This window comes from Streptosporangium jomthongense (assembly GCF_042650425.1).
Taxonomy (GTDB): domain Bacteria; phylum Actinomycetota; class Actinomycetes; order Streptosporangiales; family Streptosporangiaceae; genus Streptosporangium.
In genome coordinates this window covers 86,882-99,202 of sequence record NZ_JBHSBC010000034.1, presented here as the reverse complement: position 1 = coordinate 99,202, position 12,321 = coordinate 86,882, and the positions used below count along the sequence as shown (strand labels likewise).

At 69.4% G+C, this 12,321-nt stretch carries 13 protein-coding genes and 1 riboswitch; of the genes, 8 read left to right on the top strand and 5 right to left on the bottom strand.

The annotated features are described in order from the left end of the window. Nucleotides 1-114: 114 nt before the first annotated feature. The gene (locus ACFOYY_RS30410; RefSeq protein WP_386194332.1) at nucleotides 115-996 is read left to right on the top strand and encodes an Fpg/Nei family DNA glycosylase; all 882 of its coding nucleotides are present in this window, start codon (nucleotides 115-117) and stop codon (nucleotides 994-996) included. Here the strand turns inward: ACFOYY_RS30410 and ACFOYY_RS30405 are convergent, their stop codons facing one another. Continuing rightward, complete coding sequence (locus ACFOYY_RS30405) at nucleotides 997-1,371, bottom strand: cupin domain-containing protein (RefSeq protein ID WP_362784980.1); 375 nt, start codon at nucleotides 1,369-1,371, stop codon at nucleotides 997-999. 170 nt (nucleotides 1,372-1,541) lie between these two features. Between ACFOYY_RS30405 and ACFOYY_RS30400 the strand changes: the two genes are divergently transcribed. Together ACFOYY_RS30400 and ACFOYY_RS30395 are read left to right on the top strand one after the other, a co-directional pair. After that, nucleotides 1,542-1,865: a rhodanese-like domain-containing protein gene (locus ACFOYY_RS30400; protein WP_352014917.1), complete on the top strand. Its 324-nt coding sequence runs from the start codon at nucleotides 1,542-1,544 to the stop codon at nucleotides 1,863-1,865. 163 nt (nucleotides 1,866-2,028) lie between these two features. Next, the gene (locus ACFOYY_RS30395; protein WP_386194327.1) at nucleotides 2,029-3,189 is read left to right on the top strand and encodes an alanine racemase; all 1,161 of its coding nucleotides are present in this window, start codon (nucleotides 2,029-2,031) and stop codon (nucleotides 3,187-3,189) included. Between the two features lie 92 nt (nucleotides 3,190-3,281). Here the strand turns inward: ACFOYY_RS30395 and ACFOYY_RS30390 are convergent, their stop codons facing one another. Further along, the gene (locus ACFOYY_RS30390; protein ID WP_352014913.1) at nucleotides 3,282-3,635 is read right to left on the bottom strand and encodes an RNHCP domain-containing protein; all 354 of its coding nucleotides are present in this window, start codon (nucleotides 3,633-3,635) and stop codon (nucleotides 3,282-3,284) included. A 252-nt stretch (nucleotides 3,636-3,887) separates the two neighbouring features. On the opposite strand from ACFOYY_RS30390, the gene ACFOYY_RS30385 reads away from it, so the two are divergent. The 3 genes from ACFOYY_RS30385 to ACFOYY_RS30375 all read left to right on the top strand — a co-directional run bounded on the left by ACFOYY_RS30385 (nucleotide 3,888) and on the right by ACFOYY_RS30375 (nucleotide 8,008). Continuing rightward, a complete protein-coding gene (locus tag ACFOYY_RS30385) occupies nucleotides 3,888-4,733 on the top strand; it encodes a hypothetical protein (RefSeq protein WP_352014914.1) in 846 nt (281 codons plus the stop codon). A gap of 543 nt (nucleotides 4,734-5,276) precedes the next feature. Next, entirely contained in the window at nucleotides 5,277-5,951 is a 675-nt protein-coding gene (locus ACFOYY_RS30380; protein WP_386194323.1) for a hypothetical protein, read from the top strand. Between the two features lie 589 nt (nucleotides 5,952-6,540). After that, nucleotides 6,541-6,653: riboswitch (TPP riboswitch) on the top strand. After that, nucleotides 6,644-8,008, top strand: a complete 1,365-nt coding sequence (locus ACFOYY_RS30375) for a purine-cytosine permease family protein (protein ID WP_386194320.1) — start codon at nucleotides 6,644-6,646, stop codon at nucleotides 8,006-8,008. It overlaps the preceding riboswitch by 10 nt. 24 nt (nucleotides 8,009-8,032) lie before the next feature. Here ACFOYY_RS30375 and ACFOYY_RS30370 read toward each other — a convergent pair whose 3' ends face one another. Then, the gene (locus tag ACFOYY_RS30370) at nucleotides 8,033-8,608 is read right to left on the bottom strand and encodes a methylated-DNA--[protein]-cysteine S-methyltransferase (protein WP_352014911.1); all 576 of its coding nucleotides are present in this window, start codon (nucleotides 8,606-8,608) and stop codon (nucleotides 8,033-8,035) included. Nucleotides 8,609-8,732: 124 nt separating this feature from the next. Between ACFOYY_RS30370 and ACFOYY_RS30365 the strand changes: the two genes are divergently transcribed. After that, complete coding sequence (locus ACFOYY_RS30365; protein WP_352014910.1) at nucleotides 8,733-10,604, top strand: PAS domain-containing sensor histidine kinase; 1,872 nt, start codon at nucleotides 8,733-8,735, stop codon at nucleotides 10,602-10,604. A gap of 181 nt (nucleotides 10,605-10,785) precedes the next feature. Next, complete coding sequence (locus ACFOYY_RS30360) at nucleotides 10,786-11,211, top strand: ATP-binding protein (protein ID WP_386194317.1); 426 nt, start codon at nucleotides 10,786-10,788, stop codon at nucleotides 11,209-11,211. A gap of 117 nt (nucleotides 11,212-11,328) precedes the next feature. Here the strand turns inward: ACFOYY_RS30360 and ACFOYY_RS30355 are convergent, their stop codons facing one another. Then, complete coding sequence (locus tag ACFOYY_RS30355) at nucleotides 11,329-12,027, bottom strand: YidC/Oxa1 family membrane protein insertase (RefSeq protein ID WP_352014908.1); 699 nt, start codon at nucleotides 12,025-12,027, stop codon at nucleotides 11,329-11,331. Between the two features lie 80 nt (nucleotides 12,028-12,107). Next, nucleotides 12,108-12,321: DUF6412 domain-containing protein (locus tag ACFOYY_RS30350; protein ID WP_386194312.1), on the bottom strand; the 214-nt coding region annotated here is incomplete at its 5' end.

Genomic DNA, 12,321 nt, shown 5'->3' with positions numbered 1-12,321 from the left:
GCTCCCTCACTCCTCAGTCCAGACACCGACGCGCCCAAGCCGAAACTCTTCATTGCTGGCGCCGGTAACCCTGAACCAAAACGCTTCACCGCCGACGGGTTCTAGTCTGTGGGTATGCCAGAGCTTCCCGAGGTGGAGTCGCTCGCCGAGTTCCTGCGCGGGCACGCGGTCGGCAGGAAGATCGAGACCGTCGAGGTCTTCGGCTTCCAGGCCCTCAAGACCGTCGATCCCCCCGTCACCGCCCTGGCCGGGCGCACGGTGACCGCCGTGGCCAGACACGGCAAGTTCATCGACCTCGACTGTGACGGTCTCCACCTCGTCACGCATCTGGCCCGCGCGGGCTGGCTGCGATGGCAGGACGACCTCTCCCGGGCGAAGGCGGTCAGGCCGGGCAAGGGTCCTCTGGCGCTGCGGGTACGGCTGGCGCCGTACGAACCGGGGGAGCCGGAGCCGGGCTTCGAGCTGACCGAGGCCGGCACGCAGAAGCGGCTGGCCGTCTACGTCGTGCGCGACCCCGGCGAGGTGCCGGGGATCGCCGCGCTGGGTCCCGACCCGCTGTCCGACGGTTTCACCGCCGAGGTCCTCGGCGGCATCCTGAACGGCAGCCGCGCCCAGATCAAGGGCCTGCTCCGCGACCAGAAGGTGATCGCGGGCATCGGCAACGCCTACTCCGACGAGGTCCTGCACGCGGCGCGGACCTCTCCCTTCAAGGTCGCGGGGAGCCTGACGGAGGAGCAGGTCACCGCTCTCCACGAGGCCATCGTCACGACCCTGCGCACCGCGCTCGACCGGGCCAGGGGCCTGGCGGCCAAGGACCTCAAGGCCGAGAAGAAGTCCGGCCTGCGGGTCCACGGCAGGACCGGTGAGCCCTGTGCGGAGTGCGGCGACACGATCCGGGAGGTCTCCTTCGCCGACTCCTCCCTGCAGTACTGCCCGACCTGTCAGACGGGCGGCAAACCGCTGGCCGACCGCCGGATGTCACGCCTGCTCAAGTGATCACTGGGCCCACGGGGGCAGGATGGTCTGCCCGTTGAGGGAGGCGGTGATCCCGGCCGAGGTGCACACGGTGCCGGTCGCCCGCTCGGTCTGAGAGGCGTTGCGCAGCGCGAACGGGGTGTTCGGGGAGACGATCAGCGCGTCTCCCGCCTCGGCCACGTGCTCGACGCCGCCGAGAACGCCCACGACCCGTCCCGAGTGGACGACGAACACCTCCTCACGGTCGACGGTGTGCTCGGGCCCCGAGGCGCCGGGATTCATGTCGAAGGCCCAGACGGCCAGCTCGGACGAGCCTCGTGAGGGTACGGCCAGCGAGCGCGTGGTGGTGTCTCCGTTGGCGAAGGCGGGGGCGTCGGCCAGGGTCGCGACGGTCATGGTTCCTCCATTGGTAAACCTCGTTGTCTTTTCTGGATAGAAGGTAAACCAGGTTGTCTAGTTTGTCAACGGTAGCGCTATGCAGTCGAATGGTGGCCGCTTGTGGACGACTCGGGGGCTGCTGGGGCACTTTGCGCCACATCGGTCGGAGGACTTGGAACAATGGGTGCATGAGTGTTCCTGAGATCGAGGCGCAGGCCGTGCCGGATGACGCGTTCCTGCTTGACGTGCGTGAGCTTGACGAGTGGCAGGCGGGGCACGCCCCGACGGCCGTCCACATCCCGCTGGGTGAGTTGCAGGCCAGGGTTGAGGAGGTTCCACACGACGCGCCCGTCTACGTGGTGTGCAGGGTCGGCGGCCGTTCGGCGCACGCGGCGGCCTGGCTCAACCACATCGGCAGGGAGGCGATCAACGTCGGCGGTGGGATGCAGTCCTGGAGCTTCGCCGGCCGTCCCATGATCAGCGAAAGCGGCGCCGACCCGTTCGTCGCCTGACCGAGAAACAGCGAAGGCCGCGCTGAAAACCCTCCACGGCCCCTTCTCGAAAGCGCTTTCCGAACGTCACCGAGCATCCTCAGGACCTCTCAGGTGATCGTCAGCGCGACCCTCTCCCGGCGCGGGCCCGCCCCCCGCGCAACCCTTCCGCCCTCGTCCGATCGTGCCGTCGGCCATACGGTCCTACGCTTCGGTCAACGACGACATCGCCGCCGACGGGCCGATCGGAGACCCCATGGACGCCGTGACCGTACGGGCTCACGAACTCGCGGAAGCCGGGCGGCTGCCCGCCTTCGTCTACGACCTGGCCGCGCTGGACGAGCACGCCGCGGCCATCCGGGACGCGCTGGGTGACGTCGAGCTGTACTACGCGGCCAAGGCCAACCCCGACCCCGAACTGCTGCGGGTGCTGGCCCGGCACGTGGACGGCGTCGAGGTCGCCTCGGGCGGTGAGCTGGCGCACGTGCTCGGCGTCCTCCCCGAGGTCCCGATCGCCTTCGGCGGGCCCGGCAAGACCGACGCCGAACTGGTCGCCGCCCTGGACGCCGGAGTGGCCCGGCTGCACGTTGAGGGGCCCGGCGAGCTGCGCCGTCTGATCGCCACCGGCCGGGAGGCCGACATCATGCTCCGGGTCAACCTCGCCGTCTCACTCGGCGACGTGGCCCTGGCCATGGGCGGCGGCGCGACCCCCTTCGGCATGGACCCCGACGGCGTCACCGCCTGCCTGGAACTGCTCAACCGGCAGGAGGCGGTACGGCTTCGCGGTGTCCACGCGCACCTGGCCAGCGGCCTGGACGCCGAACGCATGCTCCAGGTCAACGAGCGGGTCCTCGACCACGCCCGCTCCCTGGGCGTGACCGAGATCAACCTCGGGGGCGGCATGGCCGTCTCCTACGCCGATCCCGATGCCCGCTTCGACTGGGCCGCCTACGGCAAGGGCCTGGCCGGTCTGCGTCGCTCCGGTGAGACGCTCAGGATCGAGCCCGGCCGGTCGGTCTCGGTGTACTGCGGGCGGTACGTCACCCGGGTCATCGACGTCAAGCGGGTCCACGGCCGCCTGTTCGCCGTCGTCGCGGGCGGTACCCACCACATCCGCACCCCCGCGACCAAGGGACACAGCCAGCCCGTCATCCCGGGCACTCCCGGCGAACCGATCACGATCTCCGGCCAGCTGTGCACCCCCAAGGACCAACTGGCCGAGAACGTGCCGATCGCCCTGGAGCCAGGGGACGTGGTGGAGTTCGCCATGGCCGGCGCCTACGCCTGGAACATCTCCCACCACGACTTCCTGATGCACCCCCATCCCGAGTTCCACTACCTCTGACCTCGGCTTCTCCGTGGGCCTTTCGAAGGCATGAGGCTCCGTGACGGGCGCGGGCCGGGGATTCCGGTGGTCCGCGCCCGTTCCGGGCTGCCTCAGAGCTGGGCGAAGTAGTCCAGCGGGAAGGGCGGGCGGGCCAGTGGGGCGACGGCCAGTCTCATCAGGGTGAGCGGGTTGTCGTCACCGGCGACGCGGTTGGCGTTGAGCGTGCCGCACGCCGTACAGCGATGGATGATCGCCCACTCGCCGTCCTGACGTGCGTGGATGGCGATCGGGGCCATGCCCGAGGCGCAGTCGGCGGCCCTGTCACCCGGGTTGTTGTCCAGGTGCCTGGACCACAGGCAGGTGGGGCAGTGATTGCGGTGCGCGGTTCCCGGCGCGTCGGTGGGCACGTCGAGGCGGCAGTTGACGCAACGGAAGGAAGTGATGCGGGCGCGATGGCGTGGCAATGGAGGAGCTCCAGACGAAAGTGGGTGACGAGTCGGCTGACTGTGCCGTCGTGACCCACGCGGGCTCACCCCCGCCGGAGCCTCCGGCGGGGACGTCGACCCGATCGAGGGCGCGCGACGGCGTCCTCGGTGCCCGCGGGCATTAACATCCCCCCTAATCTGCTCGGAGCCAGTGAAACAACCCATCGCGCCACGAAGCAACTGGTTTAACCCGGCGACGGCGTCCCGCGAAGTGCCAGAGGAGTATGCACCGTGACATCCGAGACCGACCCCGACGGGTGGAGTGCCGCGCTGACCGGGGCCTTCGAGATACTGCTCGGCGGGGAGCCGACCGTCGACCCCGCCGCCGGATACGGGGTGTACTACGCCTCGGACTCCCTCGACGAGTTCCTGTTCCCGAGTCCCTGGGCCACCCCTGGGGGGTTGTCGGGCCGGGAGCCGAGGTACCTTCCTGATTCGGACGGAGAGTATCCCTTCTCCCCCTGGACATGGCGGTTCGACCTGGGTGAGTCGCTGTTCCGCTTCGACGCCGACCTCCTGGCGGGGACGGGGCCGTGGGGTGCCGACGGGTACAAGGGCTCCCGGCCGTTCGACGACGCCTTCGTCGCCGACCTGCGGACCGTCTCGTCGATCGACGAGGCCGGTGAGGCGCTGGTGTACGGCGCGGAATTGGGACCGCTCCTGGGCCGTCACGGCGTCGACCTGACCGGCGAGGAGTCCGAGAGGCTGAACGGCTGGCTGACCGTGCTGCTGCGCGTCGCCACCGACGGCACTCTCCCCGACGCGATGAGGGCCGCCACGTTCACCGAACGCGGCCCCGAGCACCTGGTGCCGATCCACGACATGTCCGCCGAGGAGCCCTGGGAGGAGAGACTGAGCGCGGTCACGCACCCTGCGCTTCGCGACCATCTCCGCATGCTCTGTCTCTCCGAGCGTGACGCGCGCAGCAGGGGCGGCTTCTACTACGGCACCGACCACTGGCCGTGGACCGATGTCCTGGAAGCGGCCGACTGCTCCCTCGTCGCGGGCTGGGGGTTCGGCGAGTCCCAGGCCGGGGTCGCCGTCGTGCGCCTGCCGGCCGAACCAGGGGCGCGCTGAGCGCCTCAGGAGCGTGCGCGCGAACGAGGCGTTCCGGCAGGTCGTCGGCTGTGCGGTACGGCTGTCGGTGAGCTCCACCGGCATGCCACCCACCAGGGGAAAAGTCAGAAGCGGGCAAACGGCGCATCATGGGGCGCGAACTGGGGTGATCCCGGTTCGGCGCGTAAGCAAACGCCGGAACTCGGGGCAACCAGGAGGGGACGCACGAGGCCGAGACTGGTGAGCGGCGCGAAGGCTGCTTGAACTGCTTCGATGTCCGGGGCATGGTGCGCGTCCATTCCGCATCGAGGTCGATCATCGGGGAATCGAGGGGCCGACAGCTCGACTCATCTGCCACGGGATCGACCATCTCTTCGGACCGCTCTACCGATCGCACATGCGGCCAGGGGTCGAGCCGACACCCGTTTCCCAGTACAAGGGCGCTGGCTGACCTTGGGCGAATCGCCAGGCAGCTGCACAGTTGGGCAAGGGGGCGTACCAGCCGTGTTCCAGAAGCCTGTCGCGCGTGCTGGACTGTCAGTACACGGACCTACGATCTTCCCCGTGCCGATATCCGCGATCCCCGCGTCCCTGTCCTACGCCGATGCCGATACCCGCCTGGGCGGCGCGTTGTCCGCTGTGTTCGAGGGCGCGGGGGCGTCGCCCGGCTACGACGAGGTGCTGTTCTTCGACGGCGACCTCACCCTCGACGGAGATTTCCTGAACGCCGTCAACGAACTGCACGGCGGCGACGTCGAGTTGGTCGTGGTCACCGGCGACCTGAAGGTCAACGGCCCGATCGCGCTCTATGAGGACCGGCCCGGCCTGTACGTCGGCGGTCACACCCAGGCCGAGACCCTGGAGGGCGGCGAAGCGGAGATCTACATCCACGACGGCGCCTTCACCCACCTGGTCTACGGCTGGTACAACCACGGCTCTTTGCGGACCGGGACCGTCGACACCCCTTGGGTGATCGACTACGACCACGCCATGGACGTGTACGCCCCAGGCGGGCGCTGGGTGAACAATTACGACGATGACGAGGACGCCGACTTCGCCGTCGGGGACAGCATCGTCGAGGCGTTCGTGCCCGAGGTCGTCGACGCGGAGGACCGCTGCCTGGACGTCGACGAGTTCCTGAACCGGCTGCAAGCCGGGCTGCCGGTCCTGCGGTCCGGAGTCCAGACGACGGCCGAGTCTGCGAGTGACGGTGTCGTCGGGGCGCGCCTGGCCGAATGAAGCCATCCGGGTACGGCCACCTCTTCAAGCCGTACAGCTGCTGAGGGGGCCGATCCACCGGCCAAGGGCTTCCGGCTGTTCACCGGGGCGTTCACGCCGCCGTCGCCCGTGTGCAGGACCTGGCGTTCACGACGTTCGCGGGCCGGCGCCTCAGCCCGTTCACGGGCCTGCCGCTCCTGCTGTTCGCACGAAGCAGCCCCAGCTTCTCCCCGCAAGTCCCTCCGAAGGGGCCGGAGAAGCCGCCGTAGGGGGTGTCTGACGCCTGACGCGGCATTGTTTCCCGGGTAACGCGCGCCCGCGGGGATGGTCCCCACGGCAGGATTCCTCGGCACGGGCCAGCGATGTGCTCCCCGCGCACGCGGGGATGGTCCTCGCCATCCTTCGGTCGGCTGGCTCGGCGTGCGAGGCCGGCCGTACGTTCCGGCAGGTCGTTGACCGTGCGGTACGGCTATCGCAGCGAACGTGGCTGTACTCTCGCGGACGTCCGCGGACGCACCCCGTGCCGGTTCCCTCCCCAGAGGGGAAGTAGCCGGAAGCGGACTAATAGTGCATCATGGGGGCGCGAACTGGGCTGATCCCGGTTCGGCACGTAAGCAAACGCGGGAGCTTGGGGCAACCAGGCTGAGAGGGCGACTACGGCTGTCGCCGACCGCATGAACCTGTCCGGGTAATGCCGGCGTAGGGAGCGCGTCATGACGTCTGACGTCATCAATTCCAAGCATGCCGAGGCCCCCCTCACCCTCGACCAGGCACCTCCGAAGACCCTCGGCATGCTCGACCAGGGAGCGTTCTGGGCCAACCTGGGCGTCAGCCTGCTCGGCTTCTCCTTCGCGCTCGTCCTGATCAACCCGTTGGGCGGCGACAACCCGCTCACCTTCGGCGCCGCGCTGCTGGCGGCCCTGGTCGGCAGCCTCATCGGCACCGCGATGGTCGGCCTGGCCGCGGTTCCCGGGGTGCAGACGGGGCAGCCCGCGATGGTGCTGCTGCGTGGGCTGTTCGGAGTACGGCTCTCCTACGTGCCGACCGTGCTCAACGTCGTCCAGATGATCGGCTGGGGGGCGTTCGAGCTGTGGGTCGTCGCGATGGGCGCCCAGGCGATCTTCGGGCCTTCGGTCCCCTACGCGGTCTGGGTGGTCGCGGCAGGGGCGCTGACGATGGCGCTGACCATCTACCCGTTGGGAGCCATCAGGCTGCTCAGGCGGTTCGTCACGATCGGTGTGGTCGTCTCGGTCGTCTGGTTCGCGGTGGTCTTCCTGCGTGAGACTCCCGCGCAGAGCGGCGGCTCCTGGGACGCCTTCGCGGCCGCGGTCGACTTCGTGGTCGCCCTCTCGGTCTCCTGGGTGCCGGTCGCGGCGGACTACGCCAGGCATTCACGGTCGAGCCGGGCCGCCTTCACCGGCATCGTCGGCGGCTACACCGTCGCCCAGGTCGCGTGTCTGGCCGTCGGCGTCTACGCGGTCGCGCTCGCCGGGCACGCCGTGGTCCAGGAGAACCAGACTGCGGTGTTCGAGCCGTTCGTCGCGGCCCCGCTGGGCGCGCTGTTCTTCGGCATCCTCGTGCTGCGTGAGACCGACCAGTCGTTCGCGAACGTCTACTCGACCGCGATGTCGCTGCAGAACCTGATGCCGAGGATCGACCGCCGCGTCTTCTCCGTGGCCGTCGGCGTGCTGACCACGGCCATCGCCCTGGTCGTGGACGTCAACTCCTACGGCGCCTTCCTGAGCATCATCGGCGCGGTGTTCGTGCCGATGTTCGGTGTGCTGGCGGTCGACTACTTCCTGCTCGGCAGGGGCAGGAACTGGGACATCTCAGAGAACGCGCCCTCCCGCCTGGTCATGGTCCTGCCGTGGGTGCTGGGCTTCGTCACGTGGTGGATGCTCGCGGCGCCCTCGCAGGTCTCCTGGTGGGCGGCGATCTGGGACGGTGCCAAGCGGGCGGTCGGGTTCACCCCCCAGCCCTGGATGAGCGCCGCCCTCGGCGCCTTCCTGGTCTCCGGACTGATCACCCTGGCGATCGGGGCGCCGCGCCTTCTCGCCCTGAGGCGGCGCCGTGCCTGACCTGCCCTTTCGTGTCCGGAGGGCCTAGAGGCGGGCGGTGCTCTCCACCCGTAGGAGTCGTTCCTTGGCGGTCGCGCCTCCGGCGTAGCCGCCGAGGACGGCCTCGCTCTCGACGACCCGGTGGCACGGCACGATCACGCAGACCGGGTTGCTGCCCAGCGCGTTGCCGACCGCGCGCAGCGCCCTCGGCCTGCCGATCCGCTCGGCGATCTCCCGGTAGGTCGTCACCGTCCCGTACGGCACGGCCAGCATCATCTGCAGCACGGTCCTGGCGAAGGAGGTCGCGAGCTGGAGGTCCACGGTGACCGTGAAGGCGCGGAGCCTGCCGGAGAAGTAGGCGTCGAGCTCTCTGCGGACCGGGTCGAGCCTGCGGGGATCGGGGCCGATGAAGGAGCCGACCTCCCTGCTGACGCGTTCGAAGACGACGTTCTCGTCCTCGTAGCTGCACGCGACGACGCCCCGATGTGTCGCCGCGAGCGTCAGCCGTCCTACGGGGACCTCGATGGTGCCGAACGCGATGTCCGGGTGGGTGGCGCCCACATAGGTGGACGAGGTCACCCGCAGCAGGGCGTCGAGATCGCTGGCTGACCCGGATGCCATGGCCCCACCCTTCCGTGTCCAGGCGTGTGGTCACCGCAGCGTATCGGACGGATCGTCGCAACGAGTGTCAGCACATGCGGACGAAGTGCCAAGATCAGGCCAGTTGACGCGGCACTATGGTTCTGTGGGTGACGACAGGGCCGAAAGCGACGAGGGCGTCGGCCGCGCGATCGTCGCCAGTGCCCCGAATGCGATAGTCGTTCTGGACCGCGACCAGACGGTCCTGGCGTGGAATCCGGCCGCGGAACGTCTCTTCGGCTGGCCGGCCGGAGAGGTCCTCGGACGCAGGCCCCCGCTGGTGCCGGGGGAGCTGACGGCCGAGCACAACGCGGTGCTCGAACGGGTGCGCACCGGCGGCCAGGTCTCGCTGCGCACCAAGCGCTTCCGCAGGGACGGCAGCCTGCTCGACCTACGGCTCGACATCAGCGCGCTGCGCTCCGAGGCGGGCGCGTTGCTGGGGTACGTCAGCGTCTACCACCTGGTCCAGGACGACGAGAGCGCCCAGGAACGGGCGGTCCGCAGGGCCAGGCTCGTGCGCAGGCTCACCGACGTGGTCGCCGACATCAACGCCGAGCGGGAGCTGCCCGCCGTACTCGACCGGATCGCGGCCAGTCTCACCGAGCTGACCGGGGCCGACGCGGGCGGGTTCGTGCTCATCGAGGGCGACAGGCTCCGGCTGGTGGCCAGCCACCGGCTGCCCGAGTCGCTGCGTGACTCGACCGCGCACATGCGCACCAGCCTGGTCGGCAAGCTGCTGCGCACCGGCAGGACCGTGATGCTGGAGACGGGCGACCAGGGCCGCCTCGACGAGCTGATCTGGTCGCAGCTGCCCGGTCTGCACACGATCGCCCTCGGCCTGGCCATGGCGGGCGGCAGGCCGTACGGCGCGCTGTACGCCCTGTTCGCCAAGCACAAGGCGGGGCACGTCGAGCTGGAGCTGCTCGAACTGCTGGCCGGGCACGCGGGCATCGCCGTCGGCAACGCGATGGCCTACCAGGAGGCCGTACGGCAGCGCGCCCACCAGCGGGCGGTGTTCGACGCCAGCGCCGACGGCATCGCCGTACTCGACGGGCAGGGAAAGATCGTCCAGTGGAACCCTGCGGCGGCCGAGCTGACCGGGTTCGACGCGCTGGACGTGCTCGGGGGGCCGCCGCCGTTCGAGCTGCCGGGGCCGGGGGACAAGCTCACTCTCCAGCTTCCCTCGGGCATCTGGCTCGACGTGCTCAGCGCGGAGATCGTCGAGACGGGGGAGGTCGTGGTCGACTTCCGCGACGTCACCAGGGCCAAGGAGCTTGAGGAGGCCAAGGATCTCTTCCTGGCCACGACCAGCCACGAGCTGCGTACCCCGATCACCGTGGTGCAGGGCTTCGCCGGGACCCTCGCCGCCCGCTGGGACGGCATGACCGACGAGGAGCGCCGTTCCGCGGTGCGCATCATCGCCGAGCGGGCGCGTTCCCTCGGCAAGCTGATGGACAACCTGCTGCTCGGCTCGCGGGCGGGGGCGGGCGAACTGCCCCTGAAGATCGAGGGAATCGACCTCGGCAGACTGATCGTGGCGGCGACACTCGGTCTGCCTGATCTGTCTGATGTGCATAGGGTTGAGGTGATTGTCCAAGAAAACCTGCCCCCGGTGTCCGGGGACGCCATCGCCACCGATATCGTGCTGGGCCAGCTGTTGGAGAACGCGTTCAAATATTCACCGGACGGTGGCCTGATCAGGGTCGAGGCTTGGGCCGACGGTGACTGGGTGGTGGTGGTAGTGGACGACGAGGGTGTGGGCATAACGCCCACGAGCCGGGAGCGGATCTTCGATCGCTTCGTCCAGGGAGACACGGGAGACCGTCGCCGGTTCGGCGGGGTCGGCCTCGGGCTGTACATCGTCCGCAGTCTCGCCCGCGCTCAGGGAGGAGAGGTCTCCGCCCACTCCAGGCCGGGAGGGGGCACCCGGATGCGGCTGGCGCTTCGCATTGCCGACACGCCCAGCGCCCTTACCTGACCGACACGCCGTTCCGGTAACAAGCCGGTAACGGATGAGCTGATCTATTGTCGAATGTGTACAAGCTGTAATTGCCTCCCGGTTTCTAAGACCATCTAACGGGGCATTTCGGTCGTACTGGGGTGTGGTTCCTCAGGGGGAACAGGGATACGGGGAGGTGAGTGCGTCGAGCGTCGTTCTGTTGCCGTATGCACCGTCCAGCGTCGCTGTCGCACGCCAACGCCTCTGCTCTGACCTGCAGGAATGGGGGGTCTACGAGACCGCTATAGATGACGCGGTCCTCGTGGTCAGCGAGCTGCTGAGCAACGCGCTCAGGCATGCTCATCCGTTGCCGTCCGGTCAGATCAGAGTGGCATGGCGCTGGGCCGACGAGCACGTGGAGGTAGCGGTGAGTGACGGAGGGGCCGCCACGGAGCCGCGGGCGGGGCGTCCGACACTCTCCTCTCTGGGGGGCCGGGGGCTCGGCATCGTCGAATATCTGGCCACCAGCTGGGGGGTCAGGCACGAAGGGGAGATCACCACGGTCTGGGCGGTCGTCACCGCCGCCGACACCGTGGGTAACGAAAAGGTCTCCGTCCCCCAGCCCGCGTTGCGTGAATGCGGGTAGGGCGCGTCCCGCCTCACCGGAACAATGAGGCGGGGCACGACCGGCCATTCCTTTGCCGTCGGCGCCGACCTCGACGGCACCCGGCCCTCCTCGTCACATTCTGTGACGGCTGACGGATCACACCCCCGCGGGCACGGAGCGGTACAGCACCGCCCGCTCGGCGGCGGCCCACGCGGTCGTGACCAGTAGATAGATCCCCGCCGCGAGCGGGAGCACGGCCGCGCCCAGGACCGTCAGGAACGGCAGCAGCGGCAGCACCCGGCGCAGCACCCCGGAGCCGGGACCCTGCGGTACCGTCGCCGACCTCATCCGCCGTGAGGTGACCGCGGCGACGGCCAGCAACAGCAGGAAGAGGCAGGCGAACACCAGCGTCGGCCCGCTGATCAGCCCGAACCCGGAGACCACGCCCGCGAAGTGCTGCCCGAGCTGCACGCCGAACAGCCCGTGGGTGAGCAGCGCGTTCGCGTGGCCCGCGATCGTGGAGGAGATGAAGACCCGGTAGACGACCATGAGGACCGGCAGCTGCGCCAGCCCGGGAAGGAAGCCGCCGAACGGTGACACCCCCTCCTCGGCGTACAGGGCGGTCGTCTCCCGGTACAGCCGTGCCGGGTCCTTCGCGTGCCGTTCCCGCAGCTTGGCGAGCTTCGGCGCCAGCGCGGCCTGGGCCCGGGCACCCCTGGCCTGCATGACGCCGAACGGCAGGAGCAACAGCCTCACACAGACGGTGAAGACGACGATGGCCAGGGCGGCCGAGCCCAGCGGCTGGGCGAGGAGGGTGATGAGGTCGGCGGTGAACCCGATGACGGAGTCGAACATGAACAGAGCCCTTCTGACTGCCCTTTGACAGGGATGGAAGACAGCACAGAAGGCGCCCGCGCTTCGGGACGTCTGTTGTGTTACGCGGGCGCCGGGCCCGCTGACGGTGCTCTTGGCCGGGATCGTCCGGCCCGGTCGGGGTCACGCTGGCGGACGAACACGAGTCGTCCAGCCCTCTCCCGCGCGGAGAGGGCGAAGTGCCCGCCTGTCTTGGCGGCGGTGGGCACCCCGCGCAGGGCCCAGGCGAGCAGGAGCACGCCCAGGCCGATGACGGCGGCCGCCGTCACGGGGCCG

What these genes read in the sequence shown, in the direction of transcription:
- ACFOYY_RS30410 (WP_386194332.1), top strand. Translation starts at nt 115, where the DNA reads ATGCCAGAGCTTCCCGAGGTGGAGTCGCTCGCCGAGTTCCTGCGCGGG.
- ACFOYY_RS30405 (WP_362784980.1), bottom strand. Translation starts at nt 1,371, where the DNA reads ATGACCGTCGCGACCCTGGCCGACGCCCCCGCCTTCGCCAACGGAGAC.
- ACFOYY_RS30370 (WP_352014911.1), bottom strand. Translation starts at nt 8,608, where the DNA reads ATGGCATCCGGGTCAGCCAGCGATCTCGACGCCCTGCTGCGGGTGACC.
- ACFOYY_RS30375 (WP_386194320.1), top strand. Translation starts at nt 6,644, where the DNA reads ATGACGTCTGACGTCATCAATTCCAAGCATGCCGAGGCCCCCCTCACC.
- ACFOYY_RS30400 (WP_352014917.1), top strand. Translation starts at nt 1,542, where the DNA reads ATGAGTGTTCCTGAGATCGAGGCGCAGGCCGTGCCGGATGACGCGTTC.
- ACFOYY_RS30355 (WP_352014908.1), bottom strand. Translation starts at nt 12,027, where the DNA reads ATGTTCGACTCCGTCATCGGGTTCACCGCCGACCTCATCACCCTCCTC.